This window comes from Arthrobacter sp. Z1-15, assembly GCF_054792395.1.
Genome location: NZ_CP096454.1, coordinates 2,621,666 through 2,646,772 on the forward strand (window position 1 = coordinate 2,621,666; position 25,107 = coordinate 2,646,772).

The window sequence follows — 25,107 nt, forward strand, 5'->3', positions numbered from 1 at the left end:
AGGCACAAAGTCAGCCGCGGTCCAGGAAAGCTTCCTTCTCCGGGTTCAGGTAGTCCTCGATCGCCTCGTTCAGGGCCGGGTACTGCGTCAGGTCCGGGTTCTCCTCCACCAGGGCGGTGGCATCGGCGCGGGCCTTCTCGATCAGCGGTTCATCCTGGATGGCCCGCAGCAGCTTCAGCGTGGAGCGGCCGCCGGACTGCGAGGCGCCGAGGATGTCGCCTTCGCGCCGCAGCTCCAGGTCCCGGCGGGAAAGTTCGAAACCGTCGGTGGTCGAGGCCACGGCCTCCAGCCGCTCCCGGCTGGGATGTCCGGGTTCCAGCCGGGTTACCAGCAGGCAGGTGCCGGGCAGGCCGCCGCGGCCCACGCGGCCGCGCAGCTGGTGCAGCTGGGACATGCCGAAGCGGTCGGCGTCCTCGATGATCATCAGCGTTGCGTTGTGCACGTCCACCCCCACTTCGATGACGGTGGTGGAGATGAGCAGCTCAATTTCGCCGCGGTTGAAGGCGGCCATGGTTTCGGTCTTGTCCGCCGGGTCCAGCCGCCCGTGCAGGACGCCGATGCGCACGCCGGCGAGCGCGGGGACCTCGGAGAGCTGCTGGTGCATTTCGAGAACGGACGCCAGGTTCAGCTTGTCCGCTTTGCTTCCCGGGCCCGGACCGGCATCGAAGAAGGCCATGTCAAAACCCGGTTCCTCCTCCTTGTCCCCGATCTTGGGGCAGACCACGTACACCTGCCGGCCGGCATCGATCTCTTCCCGGGCCCGTTCCCAGATGCGGCGGTTCCAGGCCGGCTTTTCCGACAGCGGCGCCATGAAGGTGGAAATGGGGGCGCGGCCGGCGGGCAGCTCGGAGAGCGTGGAGACATTCAGATCCCCGAACACGGTCATCGCCACGGTCCGTGGAATGGGGGTGGCGGTCATGACCAGCAGGTGCGGGGTGCTGCGGCCCTTGGTGCGCAGGACGTCACGCTGTTCGACGCCGAAGCGGTGCTGCTCGTCGACGACGACGAGTCCCAGATCGGCAAACTGCACGTGATCGGAGAGCAGGGCGTGCGTGCCGATGACGATGCCCGCGCTGCCGCTCGCGGCGTCCAGCAGGGCGGCGCGGCGCTGGGCGGTGTTCATGGAGCCGGTCAGCAGCGTCACCTGCGTGGCGTCGTCGTCGCTGCCCAGCCGGCCGCCCTGGCCCAGCGGGCCCAGCGTCCTGGTGATGGATTCGTAGTGCTGGGCGGCGAGGACCTCGGTGGGGGCCAGCAGCGCGGCCTGCCCGCCGGCGTCGATCACCTGCAGCATGGCGCGCAGGGCCACCAGGGTTTTGCCCGAGCCCACCTCACCCTGCAGCAGCCGGTTCATCGGATGCGGGCGGACCAGGTCCTCGCTCAGTTCCCGCCCGACGTCGAACTGGCCGTTGGTCAGCGTGAACGGCAGGGAGGCATCGAAGCGGTCCAGCAAGCCCCCGGTGCGGGGCGGACGGGCGGTGGCGTCCTCCTGCGCCGCAGCGCTGCGCCGCCGGGCCAAAGCGGTCTGCAGCACCAGCGCTTCCTGGTAGCGGAACCGGTGCCGGGCTTTGTAGGCCTCCCCCACTTCAGCCGGACGGTGGATTTTCTCGTACGCCTCGGTCAGGCCCAGCAAGTTTTCGCGTTTCCGGATGGGCTCGGGAATGGGGTCGTGCAGTTCTTCGGCCTGCATGGTGTCCAGCAGCGCGTCGACGGCCTTCTTGATGTCCCAGCTGTTGAGCTTGGTGGTGGCCGGGTAGATGGGGATGGGCCGCCTGGCCTCTTCCTCGTCGTCGGCGTCCTCGGTGAGCACCACGTAGTTGGGGTTGGTCAGCGTCAGGTTGTTCCGGTAGACGCTCACCTTGCCGGAGAACATGGCGCGGGTGCCGACGGTGAGTTCCTGCTGCGCTTTCCAGCCGTTGAAGAAGGTCAGGTGCAGCAGGCCCAGGGCGCCGGAATCGTCGTCGGTGACGGTGACTTCCAGCAGCATGCCCTTGCGGGTCTGCATCCGCCGGGAGTTGGCGGTCTGCACCCGGGCAATCAGCGTGACGTCCTCGTCGTACGGGATGTCCGCGATGGGAGTCAGCTCGCCGCGCTCCATGTAACGCCGCGGGAAATGGTGCAGCAGGTCGCCCACGGTTTTCAGGCCCAGCTGCTTGTCGAGCTTCGCGGCGGACGGCTTGCCGATGCGCCGGTCGAGCGGGAAATCGAGTTCCGGGGGAACGTTAGACTTCATGGGCCTCGTGGATCTCGCTGCCCTCGGCAATTTCATTCGTTTCGTGGCCGTCCGCGGACAGCTCGGTAATCGTCAGGTTCATGGGCTCGCCCACGGTGCGGAGCAGGTCAATGGCGGAACCGGCGTCGGGCGTGTGGACGTGCACGCGCCAGCGGTAGCCGTCCCCCACCGCGTTGACGGCGCTCATGATGACCGAGTCCCCCAGCTCGTCCAGCTGCAGGCGCAGGGTGGCGGCATCCAGCGGGCTGAGGTTGATGGTGCACATGACCTCCACCCCTTCCATCCGCGGCATGTTGCTGTGGATGTGCGGTGCCTGCACGTCGTAGCCGTGCAGCCCGTCCAGGAGTTCCTCCTGCAGTTCCTCGCCCAGTGCGGCCGCGCGCAGGGCATCCAGCACGAGTAGGAAGCCCACCCCGCCGGCGTCGACCACCTTGGCCTGGGTGAGGGCGTCCAGCTGCAGTTCGGTGTGTACGACGGCGGCCAGGGCGGCGTTCATGACCGCCCGCAGGGTGGTGGCCAGGCCCGCGTTGGAATCATCGCCGGTCTGGGCGGCCTGCTCGTCCATGGCGGCGCGAGCTGCTTCCTCCAGCACCGAGAGCATGGTTCCGGGAACCGGGTCGCTGAGGACGGACCAGGAGCGCAGCTGTGCCCGGTTCAGGGCTGTGGCCAGCAGGGGTGCCGAGAGCCGGGTGCTGCCCTGCAGCGGTTCGGCCATGGCGGTCAGGAAGACCGAAAGCAGGGTGCCGGAGTTGCCCTTGGCGTCCTCCATGGCGGCCCGGCCGGCGATTCCGAGCAGTTCGCCGATGTCCGTGGTCTCGGCGTCGGCGATAGCTCGGGAGGCGGAACGGAGGGTGAGGTAGAGGTTGGTGCCGGTGTCGCCGTCGGCCACCGGGAAGATGTTGATCGCGTTGAGCCGGTCACTGTGGTTGCCCAGAGACACTTCCGCGTTGCTCAACCATCGCTTCAGCGCCTGTGCATTCGCGGTGATTTTGGTCTGCAAAGTGATCCCGTTTCCGTGCTGTCGCTGACATTCAGGCAGTAGGCGCCATCGCCTCCGTGCCCGTTTGGACAGTAGGAAGCCTACCGCAGTGACCTTGGCTGCGCCGATAACGATTTGCACAAATGTGGGAAGGTTGAGTCTATGGCGCACAAGCAGTACCCGGACATTGCCGCTGCGAGACACATGAGCACCGCACGCATGACGGACGAATCCACCTCCCCCGCGACTCCCCCAACCGGCACCCCTTCGGCCAGCCGCCCGGCTGCTCCGGCGCCGGCATCCCGGCCGGTTCGGTCCGCGCGTCACCGCAGGCAGAGGGCCGCAGCGGTCACCGTAATATCGCTCGTCATCCTTGCCGTTCCCACCCTCGCTGTCCTGCTCCTCGTTTACGGATAATCCGCGCAGCTCCCCATCACTGCAATCCGCGTCAAAGAATCCCCGCCACAGGCCGAAACTCCCAGAAACAAGTAGTCAGCTATGCTAGCGGGATTACATTGCACATTGTTCGCCTGTTGGGGGTTGCATCTTGCCGGTTATCATGCCCATATACGGGACGCGTCCCGAGGCCATAAAGATGGCGCCGATTGTGGCTGCACTGAAGGAATCCGACGTTCTGGACTGCTTCGTCACAGTCACCGGGCAGCACCGATCCATGCTGGACCAGGTGAACAATCTCTTCGGGATTGAACCGGATCATGACCTCAATATTTTTGAGCCGGGGCAGTCCCTGAACGGCATTCTTGCCCGCACCATCGACGGTCTCGAAAAGCTCTTCAATGTGAACCGGCCGGACGCAGTGATTGTCCAGGGCGACACCACCACCTCCACCGCTGCCGCGATGGCAGCTTTCTACCATGGGATCCCTGTGGTGCACCTCGAGGCCGGCCTGCGCAGCGGCGACCCGTCCTCTCCCTTCCCAGAGGAGGGCAACCGCAAGATCACATCGCAGATTGCTTCGCTGCATCTGGCCCCGACTGAAAGCAGCCGTCAGAACTTGCTGGCCGAGAACATCAAACCGGAAACCATTGTGGTGACCGGAAATACGGTCATTGACGCCTTGCTGGCAACGGTGGAAAAGAACATTCCCTTTGTGGACCCGGTTTTGGAGGACCTCGCAGCTTCCGGACGGAAAGTACTCCTCGTCACAACGCACCGCAGGGAAAACCAGGGCGAGGGAATGCAGGGAATCGGCCGGGCCCTGGCTCGCATTGCCGCCTCCGAGCCGGACCTGAACATTGTGCTGCCGATTCATGCCAATCCGCTGGTCCGGGAGGCAGTGCTCCCCTATCTGGAGGGTCTGGCGAATGTGCTGATCACCGAACCGCTGGAGTACGGCGAGTTCACCCGCCTCCTGTCCCTGGCCCACATCATCCTGACCGACTCCGGCGGAGTCCAGGAAGAGGCGCCCAGTCTTGGCGTGCCCGTCCTCGTCATGCGCGAGAATACCGAACGCCCGGAAGCCGTCGATGCCGGCGTGGTGAAACTGATCGGCACAGACGAGGACCGGATCGTGTCCGAGGTGGACCACCTGCTGCACGACCGGGAGCACTTCAACTCGATGGCCGAAGCGATGAATCCATACGGGGACGGGACGGCTGCGGTGCAGAGTGTAGCTGCGCTTGAGAATCTGTTGGCCGTTACTGGAAGAGCACCACACGCAGGAATTCCAATAGCGTCTGTTCATGGACACGACTCATGACAGTTCAGGTCGTCATCCTAGCTGCAGGACTTGGTACCAGACTGGCTCGCCCCCATCCCAAACCACTCACTCGCTTGGCAGACGGACGGTCAATTCTCGAGCAACAGGTGGAAAACCTCAAGGCAGCCTTCGGGAAAAAGCTGCGCCTAACAATTGTCGTGGGGTACAAGCATGATTTGATAATGGAACATATTCCTGATGTGTCCTTCGTGTATAACGAGACCTTTGATCAGACAAACACATCGAAGAGCCTACTAAAGGCGCTTAGAAACACGACAAAAGGTGGCGTGCTTTGGCTCAACGGAGACGTGGTGTTCGATCCTCGGTTATTAGACCTTATAAAACCGTACATGGCCAGAAATCAATCCGTCGTCTCAGTTAATGGTGCAGCCGTATCGGACGAGGAAGTGAAGTACACCGTCGATGATAATGGGTACGTCTGCCAACTCTCAAAAAAAATCCCTATCGCAGAAGCCCAAGGCGAAGCAATTGGGATCAATTACGTTTCAAAACACGAAAAACAGATGTTGATCAGACGTCTGCATCAAGTTAAGGAACAAGACTACTTTGAACGTGCAATCGAAAAGACGATAAGACGCGACAAGGCCATCTACATTCCGGTGGATACAAGCGTTTATCTTGCGATTGAGATTGATTTCCCCGAAGACTTGATCAGAGCCAACGATATGTCCCTGGCTGCTAATCCCATCTCTTCTGTTGAAAGTCAACAGCAGGAACGATTTAGTGCTTTGGCACCAGCTTTTCGGCGTCTTAAAATTGATGACGATCCACGTATACCGCGGCCAGACGCCCAGTCTCATGTAAATCATCTTCGAAACCCCGGGGAGAATAATCACATTGAGAGGTTTCCTGCAGTGCAATAAAATAAGGGTCAGGTGCACCTTAGCCGAACACACGACGATTCAAACTACCCCAAATGCTCGCGTATACTTTTGCATGAGAATGTATCAGGAGACTGTGAGCCACAAATATATCCTATCAGTACTTTAGTCCCGCCAGATGATCCACCAAAGTGACCAGACTGTAATCAGTCGTCAAGCCGTATGTAGGAGTTGAAGTGGCGTCTCGCCAATTTTCTATTGTGGTAGCGCTGTACAACGCTGCAGAGTACCTTGACGCGTTTATGCGATCAATACAAAGACAAAACTATCCCATCGCGAACCTAGATATCATCATTGTGGACGACGGGTCAACTGACAGTTCGCTGGCGATTGCACAGCGTTGGGAAAGAAAGTTTCCCCAAGTAATTCGGACCTTTTCCAAATCAAATGGCGGACCAGGTTCTGCAAGAAACGTTGGTTTGAAAGCGAGTCGAAACGACTGGATTACCATGTGTGATCCTGACGATATCCTCGACCCGAACTACTTTGCATCCGTTGCCTCCTTCCTCTCGCGCGATGTCAACTCGCGCGCCCAAATGCTCACAACGCGCCTAGTAGAATTCAGTGACGGCGACATTCGAATGACGCATACCCATCCACTGAATTGGAAATTCCGGCAAGGAGAGCGACTTATCGATCTCAATGCTAATCCTGAGTACGTGCACCTCTCTGGAGGTACTGCCTTCCTACGCCGAGAAGTTATCAATGAGTATTCCCTAGAATTTGATGAAAGAATTCGCCCCAAGTTTGAGGATGCGAATTTTATCGGCCGCTACCTGGCGCACGTCGAGACACCCATAATCGGTATTATTCCATCCGCAAAATATCTTTACCGCAAACAAAGGCGAAATGGTTCGTCCCTCGTACAGGGTGCTTGGGGAGACACTCGTTCATACTATGAAGTTCCGATGCTTGGATATTATGGTCTACTTAGGGAATCCCAGAAGCGATTGGGAAACGTTCCTCGATGGGCACAAACTATGGTGCTGTATGATCTGACATGGGCGTACATTTCAGACAAATCCATGCACGGTGGAACGGGCGCGATGACGGTCCAGCAGCGGCAGTCAATCCATGCCAGTTTGGATCGAGTTATGTCACTCATCGACGAAAAAACTATCCAAGAATTTACCGCGATTAGCATGGGGTGGGCTCTTACCAACATGCTCTTGGGGCATTACAAGGCCGCACTTCCTACGGTACCCGTGGTAATCCGTTGGAAGAACGATCCTCTGCGACAAGTCACGAAGATGAGCTACATGTACACCGGCGATTTGCCCGAAGAGGAGATTGTTATCAATGGTGAGTCATCCACACCACTGTCGTCTAAGACTGTTGAGCACAGCCTCTTCGGACGCGTGCTCGTGAAAGAACGCGTATTCACACTTCCTCTTGGCGATATCGTGGTGTACCTTGACCGGGCGAGGGCGCGCATAACAGGTAAAACAGGCCTGCCTAAAAGAAACAGAGAGGCACCTGCCACTCCACTCTGGCTCGTTCTCCAACCTTCAGATAAAATAATGTCTTCAGCATTACCTTTCACAAATAATAGCCCTAATTGGTGGCGCAAAATTGAGACGGTTAGCGACCAACTGTCCATCCAGAGCTTGATGGCCGATTTATCGCGACCTGCAGCAGCCAGGCGAATGACCATGCGGGTGGTAAGCCGCACAATGTCCAAACGCCGACACGCTCAAACTCGAAACCATGACGAAGTACTGGTAAAAACGGCCCGAAGTGCCGAGAGTTCCAAGTACTTCGGTGCATGGGTAATTATGGACCGAATTGACCGTGCTGACGACAACGGCGAACACCTATACCGCTATCTACGGGATGAGCGACCCGATATTAACGCTTGGTTCTTACTACACCCAGACAGTAAGGATTGGGGCCGGCTAGCAGACGATGGTTTCAAACTGGTCGCATATGGTTCCGATGAATCAGTGAAGCTCGTTCTTAATGCAGCATATAAAATATCGTCTCACGCCGATCGGGACGTCCAATACCCTATTGATACAACAAGATATGGAAAAGATGAGGCGAAGATTGTATTTCTTCAGCATGGCGTAACTAAGGATGACCTCTCGCGTTGGATAAATCCTAAGCAGCTGTCACTAATGATTACAGCAACCAGAGGCGAATACGATTCGATAGCAGGCACTGAAAATAGCTATAAATGGACAAGTGACGAAATTAAGCTCACTGGGTTCCCGCGACACGACCGGCTACGACACTTGGCCGATAGAAGTTCATCCGATGAACGCCGAAATATCCTGATCGCGCCTACATGGCGTCAATATCTCACCGATGCGTTAAAAGACCAGAAACCACAGGCGGCGCTCGAAGCATTCGAAGAATCAGAATACGGATCGAATTGGCTTTCAATACTTCGTTCCCCAAAGCTTGCGGAACTATCGGCACGATTTGGTCTTAGTGTACGCTTCCTTGGTCACCCAAACATTTCGTCTATTCTTCCACTTCTAGATCTTCCTGAACACATAGACGTAGTTACTTACGACGAAATTAGCGTTCAAGAGGAGCTCGTTAGTACTACGCTCATAGTCTCCGATTTTTCATCCATAACATTTGATGCCGCGTATGCTGGTGCGAATGTAATTTACTTCCATTTTGATGGGGATGAGATATTCAGGGGAGGGCATGTATATCGAAAAGGCTACTTCGACTACAAAACAGATGGCTTCGGACCCGTTGTGTCATCTCCCAACGCACTCCTAAGGGAGATCTCTGTTTTGTGCGATTCTGGGCTTGATAGGGCAAAAATATATGCTGAACGAGTGGAAGCAAGTTTTCCGCATTGGGATGGAAAGTGCTCAGCCCGCGTCGTCGCTGAAATCGAGAATCTCGGTCGCACATGGGACACGCAGATGAATATTTAGCGGCCCAAGGTTTCGAAAAAATTGAAAGCTGGCGACGACGAAGACAACAGGATATAGATATGGGTAATAGTACCGAGAAAATGCATAAATCAGCCTTCCATAAGCAGCTAACCAGTCCTGACGGCCTCAAGTATATTGACCAGCTTATGAGCACAGCGCAATTTGAAATGGCTCATGAGCAGGTAAACGAGTTTCTGACCGATAAAAGAGGTCATTTGCAGTCGGGCCCGAACGAGTCTTTGACCTTACGCCGGTTAGAAGCAAGCCTTGCCCTAGGCCTGCGAGTTGAATCATCCCTTCACTGCATCGGCGAGATAAGACCCGAACAAGCATGTTCATTGGACAAAACCGAGCAACTACGTTTGCGGCTCGCGCAAATTTTTGGCGCTGTGATTGATGAACGGTACGAGGACGTAGTGCAAGACTACGAGCAATGCGGCGTTCTTTCGACCGCACCCGAGCTACACCAGCACGCGATTGATTTCTGCTTATGGATGTTAATGGAACGAAACTCCGCGCCAGATTTTAGTCCAGCGGCCACCGACCAGGTTCCTTCTCCTATAGCTGCATATTTTGGTGCTTATCTACGTCTCGTTAGCATTAGGGTCATTCAGACGCAGTATATCCACGGGGTAACTTTAGGAAAAAGTCCGGTGGATCGATTCGAAGAACTAGAAGTTCCGCCTGGGTCGGACTTCTTGGCTGGTGAGTATTTGGATCTGGAGGGGTTGTTGAAGCCAGAAGCTCTTATCCGTATGGTCAAGTGTACAAGCTTTGAAGATGCCCCGCGTGGCTACTCCTCACTCTGCCTCCGAGCCCGTCTGGCCATTATTAACCTGACTAGAGGAAATCTTGCTATTACAGCGTCCATGCTTGCAAATGTAGGTATGGAATCTTCGTGGGCTCTACCCATTTGTTCGAGAATGTCGCTTGCAAGAATAGGAATCTCCCTTGCAAGAAACAGCATTGATGATGTGCAGGCGGGTCTACTCAAGGTCGATGGCGCCGGTCCGAGAAAGGTATCGCGTATTTCCACCGATGTCGTTGAGATTTTCAAAGCCGGACTTCTTGTGTCATCTTTCGGAAGCTACGATCAGAAGCGTCTCCATCTAATTTGCAAACTGCTTATATCCACGGATGAAATTGCCTTGGCGGCTTGCCCTGTCGTAATGGAACACGCCGTATATCTACTCGAGAATCTCGTTGATAACGGACTATTGAGGGAAGCCGGAACCCTTATTGATGCGGTGGACTACAGGTCAGGAATCGATGGGCGGATACTCTCGATTCATCTGGAAGAGCAATTGATATCTGTAGCAAGTACTTGGGCCCTGTGCTCGCGGAAATCAGTACCGTTGTCTATGAGCGCTGCCCCAGAAGGGCAGGGGGAGACCAGGAGGGATCTACTCAACAAAGCACATCGACTATACGAATCAAGTAAAATCGATAGTGCTTCCGACATACTCGGTCGCATCTTTGAGCCCTTCGACGCGGTAGCGTCTCCTCTAGACTGGCAGCGCTATGGGCTCCTTCGAACCCTCACAAGTCGGACGCAGGAGTCATTCGATTTCGACTCGCTGGTCCTTGCAATCACACCGCCGATTGCCTCAGCACTTTTGCCCTTGTTTTTTGGTTTGACCCGCTTACTTGCGGAGCAGGGTAATTACGCTAGCGCACAAAGGCTGTTAGAAGCGATTCTCAAACATCTTCCACAAAAATCTCATGAAGCCGAGCTGTGCAGGTTTTATATAGCGGACTGCTATGAAGCGACAGCGCAGCACTGGAAGGCAGCCAGCTTGTTTTCTGATCTCTCCCGCCGCCATTTTTCCACTATAACGGCCGATGGAAGTATCGAAGGATTGCCTCGCTATCGACAAGCGAAAAACCTCTATCTTGATTTTAAGCATGAGCGCGCGTCGGTACTTTTTGAGGCCCTGCTGAACGCAACTTTTGCTCTAACTGCTTCCGGTCTCGATAATAGGCTTAAGTTGCTTCGTATGGCTTCTTTAAGCTACGAAATGCTAGGCCAGTTCTCGGACGCCGAAGCGGCGTGGAAAGAAATTGCTACCCTACTGTCGGAACACCACGTTAGAAATGAAGAGCTCGCTTACGCCTGTTACCGTATAGGGGTATTAAACTTTCGCAGCGAGACATACCTCGAAGCTGAAAAGTTTTTCAGACTTGCGCATAGGGCGTATCGCGAAACTTTTGGTCCTAACAATTCGCTTACCCTTCAAGTGAGCCGGCGCATAGGATCAGTTGAAATGCGTCTCGGTCGGCAAACCACTCTAGGCGGAACATATCAACTCTCAGAGGCATCAGCAGACGTGCGCCGACAAGAAGAAGAGTACAAGTCCATAATGATCTAGGATGCCTATTGGGACGCTCGGACGTTAGTCTTCGCTGATTACGCAGCGAATTGCGGATAAGTTGTCTTTCTCGTTCTGTGGGCAAGTGCCACCACGTGGTTATGGTCATGGCTCACTCTGTCACCATGCGGATATTACCGCATCCATATACTAACGATTATAGACCGCTGATTTGTCTACCGGTACTGCTGTCGAGCGGGAAGATAAGTTAGGCGCATCTCGTACTAGAACTGGCACTTGCGGTTAGCCCTTACTTTTCCTATAGTTCAGCCGGCCTGGTTCCTTCTCCTGGAGGTTAGCAGGCCACTAATTCTTCCCATTCCTCTGCACAGACTCCAAACTCGCGCTTATAAACCGCACAATCGTATTAGAAACTTGGCAGCCTTTTACGCAGCCGAGGCTTGCTTCCTATTCGAGTCGTGCTAATGCGGTCTTTCTGCCAAAACACGGTAGGGATGTATTTGTGGCGCCAGAAAACGGGACTTACCTGCACCAAGTTTGGTTTCTTGTTATCTCGTCGAGACTAGTTGTGTATTGTGGCGGGCTAATGACAGGATATAACACAACATGAAATGTGGGCAGAGGCTCTTCTAGACGCTCTCGATTCTCTTGGTTCAAAAGCATACCTATAGCGTGCCGCCTGCCCCGCTCTAGCTCCGTGCTTGGCATTCGTCGGACTTGACTTCCGTCGGATCAACCATAGCCGGAGCATTCTCACTCTCTCTCCCCATGTCATGGTCCACGACCGAGCATTTTATTCAAGACGGAATCGTTGGTCGACTAAGAATACTTGAGGTTCTGGCGAGGAACGTGAACAAGGATCTCGGTGTAAACCAAGACATGCTTATATCTTCCCCGTATCGGTGCTGTTCCTACACGCATGAGTGTTAACCGTCACGGATCGCACCCACTGAGCGGCGTACGGTTTGCGGTGTCAGAGCACGCTTTAGAGAGGTTTTCTCGAGTGTTTCAACCCTGGTTGGGACAATCCTAGCGGCAGGCACAGGGTCAGAATAGATGCTGCTCAGCCCGGCGGCGGATAGGTCGCAGTGGATACCCTGTTCGCCGATCTCATCACGAGACAGAGTCTCTTATGACTCGGCACTATTTCTTGAGGCACCAGATGGTTTACACCCCTATGTCCTGCATCAGCATAAGCGCGTCCGCCAACCGGCACCAAGAACTTGACCACGTTTTTATGTCTCAAATTAAAACTGATTATGCGTTATAGACTCATTTGCAGCAACATACTATTCATCTGAGCCCAACGACTTAGTGCGCAATTACAGACACGCCCTCGGTTGATACCAGAACATATTGGTGCTCAATCTCCATCGTAAACACCGTCGGACCAATATAAGTTGAGATAAAAACTGTATATCGACCTAATGCCACATTGCTGAGATTTATTCCGAGATAGCCCGGTGTTGCAAAGTATGCCTTGGAATAGTCTCCAAAGCCGCCGTCGACCAACTGGCTGAGGTTAGAGCGATTTCCTTGGCCGAGAGCAAACCGGTACGTATTAGACCGGGACTGAATCACTAGACTAAATAGTCCATTATCATACCTAGAATAATCGACACCTAGAATAGCGAAACATCCCTCGACATGGAGCCTGGAGTTGACAAACGCAAATCGATCAACGAACGAGACCGACTGTGGTGAGTCTTGCGCTCCAAGATGTGGGCGCTTCGCAAGTATTGCACTTGACGAGTCCACCTGCAAAGAGTAATAATAGCCGTCACAGAAACCGCGGGCTGAGACTTGTTTTGATGCAGCTACAGGAACATGCGTCTTTACGCCATTGATCAAAATGGAGAGTGAAAGTTGGTATGACCCTGGTTTGAGATCCAATAAATCAATACCATTTCCATGCATCGTCTTGAAACCGGCCGCCCTGTAATCACAAAATCCGCCCTTGTAGAACTGATTACTCTTTGACTCGTCGATATAGCTCCCAAGTGGACTCCGGTGCTCCTCCTCGGAAGTAGAAAAAATCAGATCAATCGCTTTATCGTCGTACTTGGTCTGGGGAACCCCTTCTAGGAGCGCAGCGCCGTCTAAGAATAACCTGTTACCAGCTAGACCTATAGAGTCGCAAGTGACTATCCATTCCCCCGAGGAAGAGGAGTCAACTCTCTCTGAAGCCTTTGAAGCATAATGTTCCTTTTGACCGGTCCTTGCTTCCTCGAAGCTTAATATACTGCCCTCCCCCAAAGCATACAGTATTGATAGAATAATCGGAGTATTGTACTGCCCAACAGTCTTATGCTCGCGTACAAGTTCCGAGCTTGTCATTATCAAATTAAAGTTTTTGTATTTCTTCCACATGTGAAGATACGGGACAACTTCAGTTTGATGAAACTGATCATCCAGGGAACTGATGAGATAGATATTTTTATATAGATTTTGATCATTTTGCAATTCATCAGGTAGTAACCGGTCCAGAAGTGTTGTGGATTGGACGCTATCTGTCGGCCCTATCATATGACTGTAGCTCGAGGGAAAATTGACCTTTGTGAAGGATCCGATGTGCATCTGTGGAGCGGATGCGAGGATTTTGGAGAAGTTATACTTAAGACCGAAGTAAAGGGCAGCACTTCCACCCTTAGAATAGCCAAAAAGTGTGCATTCATCCTTCGTCAAACCAAGACGCTCTAACTCGTCATTAATTAGAGATACGACAGCTGCTTCAACACTGAAGTTCATTCCGCTACACAAATAGTAGCAATTATCTCCATCGAAAACATCATTGATCCATAGAATACCAAATCTACACCCGTCAGCAACCGTGCCGTCAAAGTTATATTTTCCAATGGGGCAAAATCCAGAGAAAACAACGACCAGGTGGCGTCGGTCTTGTCTTGGCGCTTGAGTTTTATACTCTACTTCTATGCCATTATGCACATGGATTTTTTTGGGCGATATGTGCTTCATTGTATTGTTTGACAATCCTTTCAAGGCGAGTGGTTTACTATATTAAAGCAAGCACATCGATTAAATGCTCAGTAACTCTTCCGTCATAGGGACAGAACTCCGCGCGAAATTTATTCAGTGCTGCATACTGAAAATCATCTCGATCGATTTCAATGAGTTCAACTAGCTCTTCGGTATCTTTGGCTACTGGAGATGGAACCGTGAGGGTGTAATTCAGGTACAGGCCACGAGACACCTCATATTCTTCTAAGTCCGGCACTAAAGAATAGATTGGCCGGTTTAGCATCGCGTAGTCGAACATGGCCGAGGAATAGTCAGTGACAAGGATATCCGACGCCAGATACAGGTCATTGACTTCCGGATAGTCGGTCACGTCGATCGCAGCGGAATGGCTCTCAATCCGCCGCTGGCCGGCAACGTTGTGATGGCCGCGGATCAGGAAGGTCCACCCCGGCCCCAACCGGCGGCTGGCTTCAGCCACGTCCAGATAACCGACCCAGTCAGACCGGCCAGCGCTGTCCCGGGCACTGTCGCGCCAGGTGGGAGCGTAGAGGAGCACCTTCTGGTCGGCCGGTATACCGAGCAGGCCGCGGACCCGGTGCCGGGCCGCCGGAACCTGCAGGGCATCGTTGCGGGGATAACCCGCCGTGAGCACTTCCCCGGTGTAGCCCAGGGCGGCCGGCAGGACGCTTGCCGCGAAGTCATTCTGCGCCAGAAGCAGGTCCCACCACTGCGCTTCCCGGGCCATCAGATCCCGGTAGGACAGCGAGAGCACCCGCTGCGGCACATCCAACCCGATTTTCTTCAGCGGAGTTCCATGCCAGGTCTGCAGGTAGAACTGGCCCGGTGACTTGCGGAAATACCAGGGGAAGTTGTTGTTGTTGACCAGCCGCCGGGTGGACGCGAGTTTCCGGTACCACTCCTCCGATCCCTGCAGCAGCGGCACCGCATACTCGGGCACGGACACGGAACGGTCCGCCACGGACCAGTAGAGGGGTTCATCAAAACCGGCGGCGGCAAGGTAATCCGAGATAGCCCGGGGACTGTCCGTGCAGCTTTTCCCGCCGAAACTCTCAAAAAGAATGCCGGGGGTCAGCTCCGGAGCCGCTGAGGCACCGAACACTTCGCGCCGCAGCCGGTACTGGTGAAAGGTGCCGGTCTCATCCCGCGCCAGCGGAGCGGAAATGCTCACAGCCATGGCTCCGGCGGCTGTCCGCACCCCGCGCACGCGCGCTGCCGGCAGCAGTACTGACGGGAAGTCCCGGGCAGCTTCTGCAGAAACCGGCACAGCCGGATCCTGCGGGCCGGCCGCTTGCCCTCCGGAGTTCCAGCGCAGGGTGTAGGAGCCCGACGGCGGTGCCGGCAGCTTCCTCCCCCAGCGCGTGCCGGCCAGCGGGAACCGCAGCCTCAGTCCGCCGTCGGGCAGCGGGATAACGCGGGCGGCAGGAAGCCGGAACCGAGACGTCACCAGCGCATAAGCGGCCGCGGCCGGGGCAGCGGCCAGCACCAGTTCCAGGACGTCCGCGTCAGGGTTGTTGGCGTCAGGATCAGCGGCAAAAGCGGTGACGTGCGGACCGCTGATCCGGGCCGGCTGCGCCTTGGCCTGCACGTGCAGGGGCGCGGGTACCGGGACCGTCCGCTCAACGAGATGTCCGTCCACCTCGGCGCGCAGGGTGATCTCGGCCGGCAGCGGCGTTTCCAGCCGCAGACTAAAGGCGGCATCCGCGTAGCTGCAGTTGCGGTCCCCGGAAATCAGATCGAGCCCCGGGTCCGTCCTGCGCTGCAGCTCGAGAGGGTCAAAACCGTCAGGTCCGGCAACACCTGCGGAAAGCTGCACGGCGGTGCGGCGCAGGTCGACGTTGCGCAGGTAGGCATACCCGCGCACGGTGGCACCGCCGTCGTTCCCTGCTGCCGAGCTGTTCCCTGTCACCGGCGGTTCGAGCACGGCCACCAGTTCAAGGTGTTCGGGGCGGATCTCCAAAAGCCGGCGCTCCACGGGGGCGGAAAGCACCTGCAGCAGGGGCGGCTCGGCGAAGATGCAGCCGCTGTCAAAGACAAGGGGGCTCGCGGTGCCATTGTTGATCCGGTCCACCACGGCACGCCGGATGTCCTCCCGCCGGCCCTCCGCTGCCAGCTGCAGCAGCACGCGTGCCTGCGGATCAACCTCCAAAAGATGCTGCTGCCCTGCGGCGTAAATGCTGCCGACGCCGTCGCGGAGCAGCTGCCAGAAATCCTCGGGCACATCGGGGACCTGTTCGATGTACGGAATCAGGTCGGCTCCCAGCAGCCGCCGGTACCAGTGGGCCGTAACCGAGGTCGGCGCTTCCGCCTCGAACAGCGCGGTGACATCGCGGGCCACGGACAGCCGGTCCTTTAGATCCTGGAGCAGATATTTTGCCTGCGTAATCGAGGAGCCGTCTTCCCGGATCCGCCACCAATAGACCACCTCGGACAGGACGTCGAAGGACGCCGCCCGCAGGTACGCCCGTGCGGTGGTTTCCTGGTCCTCGTAGCGGATGCCCTCGGGCATGGCGCCCACCTGCCGGTCCCAGAACTCCCGGCGGAAGACCTTGTTCCAGAGGAACACGTCGTCAATAACGGCCGGATGGTCCGCCGCGGTGATCCGCAGCCGCTCCCGGGCGTGGATGCCCTCCGCCAAACGGACCGGAGTTCTCTTGCTGCCGCGGATCCTGCCGTACGAGCCCACGCAGAAATCGGATTCCGTCCGGGCCAGTGTCGCCATCATCAGCGCGTACGCCTCGGCGGGGACGACGTCGTCGGCGTCGGCAAAGGTGAGGTACTCGCCGCGGGCGGCAGCGATCGCGGTGTTCCGCGCCCGGCCGTTGCCGCCGTGCGGCAATTGGAGGAGACGGATCCGCCGGTCATACCGGGCGTAACCGGCGGCGATCGCGGCTGACTCATCTGTGGAGCCGTCATCCACGACAAGGATTTCCAGATTGGCGTAGGTCTGGTTCACCAGGCTGGTCAAACAGCGCTCGAGATACGGTGCCACGTTGTACATGGGGACCACCACGCTCAGCAGCCCGGTGGCAGGCGGACGTCCGCGGCGCACCGTCCGGCGGACGCGCGCCTTCAGCGCCGGATGCAGGTCAGCGCCGGCTGACGAGAGCCTCTTGGCAATCCTGTTCATGCTGTGGCGCGCCAGAATCCCCTCGTGTCAATGACGGCCTTCCCGGCCAGCTGCTCGGGACGGATCTCCCGGAACGAGTCATGGTCCACGAGCAGGACGACGGCGTCGGCGGCGGCTACGGCGTCATCAATCACCATGGTCTCCACGTTGGGCAGCGGGCTCAGCTCGTCCGGCAGCGTGGTTCCCAGGAAGGAGCGCCCCACCACAATCCGGGCGTCCGGGTTTTCCACGGCCAGCCGGCGGACAATTTCCACCGCGGGAGATTCCCGGGTGTCATCAATGTTGGCCTTGAACGCCAGCCCCAGGGTGGCAATGACCGGGGCGTCGATGCCGTCCACAGCCGACTTCACCTCGGCGACAACGTGTCCGGGCTTGGCGTCGTTGACCTCGCGGGCGGTGCGGATCAGGCGGGAGTTCTCCGGGTCCGCGGACACAATGAACCAGGGGTCCACGGCAATGCAGTGCCCGCCCACGCCGGGACCGGGCTGCAGGATGTTCACCCGCGGATGGTGGTTGGCCAGCTCGATCAGGTTCCAGACGTCAATGCCGAGGTTGTCGCTGATGACCGAGAGCTCATTGGCGAACGCGATGTTCACGTCCCGGTACGCGTTCTCCACCAGTTTGGCCATCTCCGCCGTCGCCGCATCCGTGAGGTGGATGCTGCCCTGGCAGAAGGTGCTGTACAGCCCGGCGGCGGTGCTTGCCGCTTCCGGGGTCAGCCCGCCGATGATGCGGTCATTGGTGACCAGCTCGATCATGATCCGTCCGGGCAGCACCCGCTCCGGGCAGTGCGCAAACAGTACGGCTTCCTTGCCTCCGTTGGCGTCGGCAGCCAGATCGGGGCGCAGTTCCAGGATGACATCGGCCATCCGGCGCGTGGTGCCGGGAGGCGAGGTGGACTCCAGGATCACCAGGTTGCCGGGACGGATCCGGGCGGCAATGTTCCGCGCTGCCTGCTCCACGTAGATCAGGTCAGCGGTTTTGTCCTCCTGGAACGGAGTAGGCACCGCCACGATGTAGGCATCGGCCTCCGGCATCTCGCCCTGGGCTTGGAGGAAGCCCTGGCTGACTGCCCCGGCCACGTGCACGGCGAGATCCGGCTCGACAAACGGCACCCGGCCTTCGTTGACGGCTTCTACGGTGGAGGGGTTGACGTCAACGCCCACTACCTTCAGGCCCTTCCCGGCCAGGATGGCCGCGGTGGGGAGCCCGATGTAGCCGAGGCCGACGACGGCGACCGTGGAGATCTCCGTGGCTGCCTCTCCGGCGCTATATGTCTGTGTGTTCACGTGGTCCCCCATAAAATTTCACGTCGCCGGAGGCCACCAGGGTGGCGTCGTCGACCTGCCAGGTATGTCCGGTTGATTCCCGGACCTGAAAATAGTTGAAACGGTCTGCCGAGTAAATGCGTTTGCCGGCGGCGCTTGCCTGCCGCAGGAAGCCGGTGTCCTCGCCCAGCCCCAGCTCCGGGAAGGGCAGTTCCAGCACCAGGCTCCGGCGGGCCACGATGGTGGGCCCCATGACGAAGTCGGTGTACCGGTGTTCCCGGTGGCCAAAGCGCAGCACCGTGGCGTTGGAACTGCGCAGGTGCATGTAGTGCGCCTGCTTGCCCACGATGTCCGCACCGGAGTAGTGCAGGGCGTGCAGCTGGTCGCTGAGGTAGTGCGGGCCGTAGTGGTCGTCGTCGTCCATTTTTGCCACCACCTCGCCGGTGGCTGCGGCGGCGCACCTGTTTAGGCACTCCCCCAGGGAAACGTCGCTGCCGGCAGTCAGCAGCTGCACCTTGTCCAGCCCGTGCTTGGCCTGCAGCTGCTCCAGCGCCTCCGGTTCCAGCGTAAAACCGTGGGTCAGCAGGATCAGTTCGACGTCGACGCCCTGCTGCCGGGCAAGGGTGGCAAACACGTTCTCCAGCTGGTGCGGCCGGATGGTCGGCACCAGGGCGGAGACGGTGGGCCGGGAAAGAGGACGGGCGCGGTCCGGGAGAGCCGCGGCCAGGACGGTTTCAGCTCGGTGGGCATAGGTGTGTTCGTCCCAAATGCGGCGCTGGGCCAGGTGGACGGTGCGGTCGTTGTACTCCGGGTTGCCGGCCAGTCCGCGGCTCAGTGCTGCCGCTTCCTCCCGGGTGCGGGCCACCGGAACCTCGGCGGGCGCAAAGAACTCTTCCACGGCAACGCTGGGGGTGCTGATCACGGGGGTGCCCGCGGCGCTGATTTCGAAGATCCGCCGGGCACACATGCTGGGCGAGTCCACCACGGAATTGACGTTCAGGAACACTTTGTACGCCTTGTAGGCGGAGAGCATCTGCGGATAGCTCAGGGAGCCGACGACGCGCGAGTCCAGCGGTGCCGGGAACTGGTAGTTCGGGTCGCCGCCCAGCTTCCGGGAGAAGATTTCCAGCCCGGTGGGGAGTTTCGCCGAGGCGTCCATGGCCCCGCCCAGCAGCAGGTCCATCTGTTCCCGGCGCTCCGGATACTTGTGCGCAAAGTACATGCCGGCAAACGCGATGTCGCGCGAGTGGCGGCCGTGGCGCGGACGGACCGGGTTGTGGATGGCAGGCTGCGCCGCGAAGGGCAGAACGCCTACGTTGTCATGGCCGAGATCCCGGCGGTAAAACGGCACCCTGCGCACGTCGGAGGTGAAGACGTAGTCAAAGAGCGCCGCCGCCGGCAGGAAGTCCTCGTAGTGGGGCGGATCTTCCTTGTTCCAAAAAACCGTGGGGATGCCCTGCCCGCGGCTCCACTCCAGGAGCTTGACCAGCTCGGGTGCCGGACCGGCGGGGCCGCCCAGCTTTCCGCGCCAGAGCCGGCTGTTGCCGGCCCAAGCGGATTCGATGAAGACCAGCTCCACTGCCTCCTCGCTCATCTGGCGCTGCCAGGAGACGGGATCGAGGGCAACGGTGTTCCACTCGTGGGCAAAGGCCATGGCGGAGAACTCGTCCAGGATGACGCCCACCGTGAGGTCCTTCCGGCGGGGCTCCGGGGCCGGCAGGACAGCTGCCGGGATGGACAGCCGGCGGTTGGAGCCGCGGCCGATCCAGCCGGCCTCGACGCCGCGCGCGTTGGCCGGGTCGGCGAATCCGCGTTCGGCGCGGCTCCGGAGTTTCCAGTCCCGGACCTGGGCGGGGCCGCCGGCACGCAGGTGCCAAAGACCGGTGCGGACGTCTGCGAGCATTCCCATCTATTGGGCCCTCGTGCTGCGGCGTCCGGTGGAGCGCTCCAGCACCCGGGTGACCGTGAGGGAGTCCATGGCCTCGGCACGCTTTCTCGCAGCCGTAATGTTGTTGCCCTTGGAGAGCTCGCGGGTGAAGTCCTTATAGGCCTTGACCACGGTTTTCGGGTCGCCGTCCATGAGCAGGTCACCCTTGTCCATCCACACCACGCGGGTGCACATCTCAAGAATGGTGTCGAGGCTGTGGCTGACCAGGAAAACGCAGCCGGCCTTGGCGCGCAGTTCGTCCATGCGCTTCTTGCTGCGGTCGGCGAACTGGGCGTCTCCCGTGTTGAGCGCCTCGTCGATGAGGAGGATTTCGGGGTCGATGCTGGCTGCGATGGCAAACCGCAGCCTCGATGCCATGCCCGAGGAGTAGGACCTCATAGGCAGGTGAATGGCCTTTTCCAGGCCGGAGAGTTCCACGATCTCGTCAAACTTCCCGGCGATCTCCGCCCGGGTCATCCCCATGGCCAGGCAGCCCAGCACCACGTTGTGGTCACCCGGCAGTTCCGGGACCAGCGCGGCGTTGACGCCGAGCATGACGGGGGTGCTGACCGCGTAGACGGCGCCGGTGGTTGGCTTGACCTGTCCGCTGATCAGCTTCATGAGGGTGCTCTTGCCCGAACCGTTGCGGCCCACGATGCCGATGGATTCACCCCGCACCGCCACCAGCGACATGGGGTTCAGCGCGTTGACGGTCACCAGGTTGGGCTTGGCCATGACCCGGCGCAGGAGCCGCGCCGGTTTGCCGGCGGTGTCGTCGCCGGCCGGTGCCTCGCTGGAGGGCACGCGGTAGCGCATGCTGACATCGTCAATGACGATGCAGGGATCTTCCCGGAGGTATTCCAGGTCCTTAGCCGCGTCCATAGGTTTCCTCCGCCCGCCAGAAGTAGACGGCTCCGATCGCCAGGGCCCCGAGGGACCAGCAGCTCAGGATCGCCCAGGACTGCCAGTCGGGCACCGTGCTGTACAGCAGGACGTCGCGGACAATGTCCAGGACGTTGAACAGCGGATTCAACTGGATGATTTCCAGCAGCAGCGGCTGGTCGATGAACTTCTCGTAGGAGTAGAACACGGCCGAGGCATACATCCAGGCCCGGAGCGCGAAGCTCAGGAGGTGGACCACGTCATTCACCTTGGAAATAACCCGGGCCAGGATCAGGCCCACGCCCAGGTTGAAGATGCTCTGCAGCAGCAGCGCCGGAATGATCAGAAGTCCCAGCCAGGTGATTTCCTCGGTGGGTGGAATCACCAGGACAATCAGCACCATCACGATGAACACCGGGATGTTCGCGAGCAGCTCGCGCAGGTTCACGGCAATGGGCAGGGTGGCCCGCGGAAAGCTGAAGGCCTGAATCACGGCCCGGTTTTGCTGGATCGAGCGTGCGCCGTTGGTGATGGCGCGGGAGCTGTACTGGAACAGGAAAATTCCGATCACCAGGTAGCCGATGAAGTTCTCGATGCCTCCGCCGGTTCCCAGCAGCAATCCGAAGATCAGGAAGTAGGTCAGTCCGTTCAGCACCGGGTTCAGGATGAGCCAGATGCTGCCCAGCCGGTCCCGGCGGTTTCCGCTCTGGACGCGTGACTTGGCGTCATAGAACACAAACTCGCGGTAATTCCAGACCTGGATGGCGTAATCCACAAAGCCGGGCCGCGCGCCGACGCGCTGCAGTCCGCGGACGTCCACCGACACGGGCTTCACCTGGACGTCGGTTCCGGGTCCCGTCTTGGTTCCGGCCATCAGGCAGCCACCGTCAGGGAGTCGTATTTCTCCAGGCAGAGCCGGGCATTTGCCTGCCAGGTCCGGGTGTCCAGGACAAAGCGGCGTCCGTTCCGGCCCAGCCGCTCCAGCAGGTCCGGGTCCCCGAGCAGGCGGTCCAGCGACGCCGCAAGGGCGTCCGGGTCCTCTGCCGGTACCAGGGCACCGTTGCCGCCGTCGTTCACCAATTCCCGGAGCGCCGGCAGGCTGCTGGCGACCACGGGGGTGCAGCAGGCCATGGCCTCCACGGGTTTCAGCGGGGTTACCGCTCGTGTCACGTTCAGATCCTTCCGGGGCACAACGAATACATCGAGTGCCTGATGATACAAATGTGCGCTCTCGCGGGATACGCGGCCCGGAAACAAGACCCTGCGGTCTATCCCCAGCTCGGCTGCAAGGGCCTTCAGCCCGGGTGCGGACGAGCCGTCGCCGGCGATGAGGCAGGTCAGCCGTGGATACTTCGGCGCGAGCAGTGCAAAGGCCCGCAGCAGGTCATCCAAGCCCTCATAGTCAACCAGACTGCTCACGGTTCCAATAATCTGGCCCGTCTCCGCCAGCCCCAGTTCCCGCCGCGCCGCGGACGGTGCCAGGGGTTCATTGAGGTAGTACTCCCCCACCGCGTTGGGCAGGAGGACCAGCTTGGCGGGGTCCACTCCGGCCGCCTCGATTTCTTCGGCCATGACCGTGCCCAGGGTGGGAACCAGCGAGGCGCGCTTCATGACGCGTGCTTCGCAGGCCTTGAAATCGAGGTAGCGCCGGCTGCTGCGGGCGGCGTCGGACCGGGTGGAAGCCCAGGTGTCGGCGAGCTGTCCGCGGACCTCATACACCCAGGGAATGCCCAGCGCTTCGGCCACGGCGGCGGTGACCAGGCCGTTGGTGAAGTGGGTGGTGGTGTGCAGCACGGCCGGCCGGAGGGTGAGGGCCAGCGCCAGCATGTCTTCTGCCTGGCGCTGCAGCCGGCGGTCCATGCCGAACGGCATCTTGGCCGGCAGAAGCCGGTGGTAGGCAACGCCGTCGATCACGTCGGTGTCCCGGGCGGCGAGTTTCCCCACCTGCACCGGATAACCCAGGCGGGTGACGGCGTGGACGTCCCAGCCGAGCTCGAGCTGGGCCTTGAGGATGGAGTGGGTGCGCTGCGCGTATCCGCTCTGCGTGTGCGGCAGCGAGTTTGTGAGCACATGGAGCACGGTCCGCGGTTGGGGCCGGTACTCCGGCACCGGTGCCAGTGCGGGCTGCCAGCCGTCAAAGACCCGTGCTTCGGCTGCTAGCCGGCGCTGTTGCGCGGATTCCCGGGCAGATCCGCCGTCCAGGGCATCAACCGCTCCCGCCATGTCGCCGTTGTACCAGTGCAGGCGGGCTGCTGTTCCCCGCCGGCCTGCGGTTTCCGGGCGGACGCCGTCCAGCAGTTCGGCCGCCGCTTCCGGCAGCCCCGCGGCCGTGGCCAGGTCCGCCATCCGCAGCCGCCGGCCGTCAGAGGCGCTGCCCTGCGCACAGCTGCGCAGGTTGGCTTCCAGCCGGTGTTTGTTTCCGCTGAGCAGGGCCACCAGCGAGGCAGGGGTTCCCTGGCCGGGGATGCGGGCAGCTGCCTTCAGCAGCGGGCGGAGGATACGCGGGGGCAGGCGGCGGGAGATTTGCAGGGCCAGCAACACGGGGTCGTCACCGAGGTGTTCGACGGCGGTTCCGCCGGCCAGGGAGAGGTTGCGCAGGAGTGTGGGCAGACGGTTCACGGAGTGGAAACACCGTCCACCAGCGTGGTCAGCAGTTCGGCGTAGGTGTCAGCCAGGGCGTCCACGTTGGCGTTGTCATGCACCCAGTCCCGGCCGGCGGTTCCGGTCAGCAGCCGGGTGCGGTCAGCGGCCAGTTCCCGCCAGAGGTCGGCAACCTTTTCCGGGTGGGCCGGCACGACGTCGCCGGCCCCCGATTCTTCGATGATCTTGCGGGCTTCCCCCAGGACAATCCCGGTGACGTGCCGGCCCACGGCGAGGACCTCGTAGGTCTTGGAGGGAATGGTGGTCTCGAAGGACTTCCAGTCATCACGCAGCGACACCACGCAGGTGTCGGCCTTCCGGTAGTGCTCCATCACCTCGGCGCCCACGGCGGGGTCGTGGAAAACCACCGGCGCGTCAAGCGCCAGGGCGAGGGCCTTCAGTTCGCGGCGCTGGACGCCGTGCCCCACCAGGCTCAGCCGCACGCAGTCTTTGGCCAGGGCGGCGGCACGGATGACGATGTCCAGGCGCTGGCTCTCGCCGTGGTTGCCGAGGTACAGCACGTTCAGGAACTCGGACTCGGCGGGAGGGGGCATCAGCAGTTCGCGGGTGGACACGTCCACTCCGTTGCTGATGGTGGCGACGTTGCCCAGGCCCCGGTCCCGCAGCGTTTGTGCGAAGCCGTAGGTGACGGTGACCACCAGATCAGCCCGGTCCTGGATGGCGATGATGATGCGCTCGGCGAGTCCTTTGGCACTGCCCGGAACCAGCCGTGCATCCCGGGCGATGTCAGGCCACGCGTCGCGCATGTCAACCACCAGGGGTTTACGCAGCAGGCGCGCAGCCGCATATCCCGCGCCGAGGATCGGAAGGCTGGGGACGGTGACGATGACGGCGTCGGGCGTGGGCCCCAGCAGTGCCGCCGGGACGCTGCAGGCCGCTGATATCAGATGGTCGGCCAGGCGTCCCAGCCGGGTGGTGCGGTGCCAGAGGTAGGGGACGCGTCGAATGCGTTCGCCGAAGACGCCGGTGTCGCGGCGGAAGGCGCGGCCTGCTTCAGCTTTGGGAAGGGTGCGCCGGCCGTGGGGCGCGTGCGCTACGGGTGCGACGACGTCGACGTCCCAGCCCTGCTGCCGGAAGGAGCGGATGATCTGGGTCCACCGACGCTGCGGGGGGCTGTGCTCCGGCGAGTAGGAATGGGTGAGCAACAGAACTCGCAAGAACTTCCCCCCGGTATGGCGCGGCAG

At 59.6% G+C, this 25,107-nt stretch carries 14 protein-coding genes and 1 pseudogene; 5 read left to right on the forward strand and 10 right to left on the reverse strand.

Annotation, left to right across the window (positions count from 1 at the left end; all coding sequences use genetic code 11):
- Nucleotides 1-10 precede the first annotated feature (10 nt).
- On the reverse strand, nucleotides 11-2,230 hold the full coding sequence (recG, locus tag M1D40_RS11990) for an ATP-dependent DNA helicase RecG (RefSeq protein WP_461168967.1): 2,220 nt from the start codon (nucleotides 2,228-2,230) through the stop codon (nucleotides 11-13).
- Nucleotides 2,220-3,185, reverse strand: coding sequence for a DAK2 domain-containing protein (locus M1D40_RS11995; RefSeq protein WP_461168968.1), 966 nt, complete (start codon nucleotides 3,183-3,185; stop codon nucleotides 2,220-2,222). Before M1D40_RS11995 ends, recG begins: the two co-directional genes overlap by 11 nt.
- 186 nt (nucleotides 3,186-3,371) lie before the next feature.
- On the opposite strand from M1D40_RS11995, the gene M1D40_RS12000 reads away from it, so the two are divergent.
- From M1D40_RS12000 to M1D40_RS12020, 5 genes and pseudogenes are all read left to right on the forward strand, one after another.
- Nucleotides 3,372-3,626 carry a hypothetical protein gene (locus M1D40_RS12000; protein ID WP_461168969.1) on the forward strand — a complete coding sequence of 85 codons (255 nt, stop codon included), beginning with the start codon at nucleotides 3,372-3,374 and terminating at the stop codon, nucleotides 3,624-3,626.
- 178 nt (nucleotides 3,627-3,804) lie between these two features.
- Nucleotides 3,805-4,929, forward strand: coding sequence for a non-hydrolyzing UDP-N-acetylglucosamine 2-epimerase (gene wecB / locus M1D40_RS12005; RefSeq protein WP_461168970.1), 1,125 nt, complete (start codon nucleotides 3,805-3,807; stop codon nucleotides 4,927-4,929).
- A pseudogene (locus M1D40_RS12010) lies at nucleotides 4,926-5,612 on the forward strand (phosphocholine cytidylyltransferase family protein); the annotation flags it as partial. The gene wecB and the pseudogene M1D40_RS12010, both read left to right, overlap by 4 nt.
- Nucleotides 5,613-6,007: 395 nt before the next feature.
- Nucleotides 6,008-8,728: a bifunctional glycosyltransferase/CDP-glycerol:glycerophosphate glycerophosphotransferase gene (locus tag M1D40_RS12015; RefSeq protein WP_461168971.1), complete on the forward strand. Its 2,721-nt coding sequence runs from the start codon at nucleotides 6,008-6,010 to the stop codon at nucleotides 8,726-8,728.
- Nucleotides 8,704-11,097 carry a tetratricopeptide repeat protein gene (locus M1D40_RS12020; protein ID WP_461168972.1) on the forward strand — a complete coding sequence of 798 codons (2,394 nt, stop codon included), beginning with the start codon at nucleotides 8,704-8,706 and terminating at the stop codon, nucleotides 11,095-11,097. The genes M1D40_RS12015 and M1D40_RS12020 overlap by 25 nt, the downstream gene beginning before the upstream one ends.
- Nucleotides 11,098-12,369: 1,272 nt before the next feature.
- Here M1D40_RS12020 and M1D40_RS12025 read toward each other — a convergent pair.
- Genes M1D40_RS12025 through M1D40_RS12060 form a run of 8 tightly spaced genes read right to left on the reverse strand, consistent with a single transcriptional unit; the run spans nucleotide 12,370 to nucleotide 25,080 of the window.
- The gene (locus M1D40_RS12025; protein ID WP_461168973.1) at nucleotides 12,370-14,034 is read right to left on the reverse strand and encodes an accessory Sec system protein Asp2; all 1,665 of its coding nucleotides are present in this window, start codon (nucleotides 14,032-14,034) and stop codon (nucleotides 12,370-12,372) included.
- 37 nt (nucleotides 14,035-14,071) lie between these two features.
- Nucleotides 14,072-17,185, reverse strand: coding sequence for a bifunctional glycosyltransferase/CDP-glycerol:glycerophosphate glycerophosphotransferase (locus tag M1D40_RS12030; protein ID WP_461168974.1), 3,114 nt, complete (start codon nucleotides 17,183-17,185; stop codon nucleotides 14,072-14,074).
- The gene (gene wecC / locus M1D40_RS12035) at nucleotides 17,182-18,474 is read right to left on the reverse strand and encodes a UDP-N-acetyl-D-mannosamine dehydrogenase (protein WP_461168975.1); all 1,293 of its coding nucleotides are present in this window, start codon (nucleotides 18,472-18,474) and stop codon (nucleotides 17,182-17,184) included. The genes M1D40_RS12030 and wecC overlap by 4 nt, the downstream gene beginning before the upstream one ends.
- Nucleotides 18,455-20,362: a glycosyltransferase family protein gene (locus tag M1D40_RS12040; RefSeq protein WP_461168976.1), complete on the reverse strand. Its 1,908-nt coding sequence runs from the start codon at nucleotides 20,360-20,362 to the stop codon at nucleotides 18,455-18,457. Before M1D40_RS12040 ends, wecC begins: the two co-directional genes overlap by 20 nt.
- Nucleotides 20,363-21,262: an ABC transporter ATP-binding protein gene (locus M1D40_RS12045; RefSeq protein ID WP_341394773.1), complete on the reverse strand. Its 900-nt coding sequence runs from the start codon at nucleotides 21,260-21,262 to the stop codon at nucleotides 20,363-20,365.
- Nucleotides 21,249-22,136 carry an ABC transporter permease gene (locus M1D40_RS12050; protein WP_341394772.1) on the reverse strand — a complete coding sequence of 296 codons (888 nt, stop codon included), beginning with the start codon at nucleotides 22,134-22,136 and terminating at the stop codon, nucleotides 21,249-21,251. The genes M1D40_RS12045 and M1D40_RS12050 overlap by 14 nt, the downstream gene beginning before the upstream one ends.
- Nucleotides 22,136-23,881, reverse strand: coding sequence for a glycosyltransferase family 4 protein (locus M1D40_RS12055; RefSeq protein WP_461168977.1), 1,746 nt, complete (start codon nucleotides 23,879-23,881; stop codon nucleotides 22,136-22,138). The genes M1D40_RS12050 and M1D40_RS12055 overlap by 1 nt, the downstream gene beginning before the upstream one ends.
- Nucleotides 23,878-25,080, reverse strand: a complete 1,203-nt coding sequence (locus tag M1D40_RS12060; protein WP_461168978.1) for a glycosyltransferase family 4 protein — start codon at nucleotides 25,078-25,080, stop codon at nucleotides 23,878-23,880. Before M1D40_RS12060 ends, M1D40_RS12055 begins: the two co-directional genes overlap by 4 nt.
- Nucleotides 25,081-25,107: the final 27 nt, after the last annotated feature.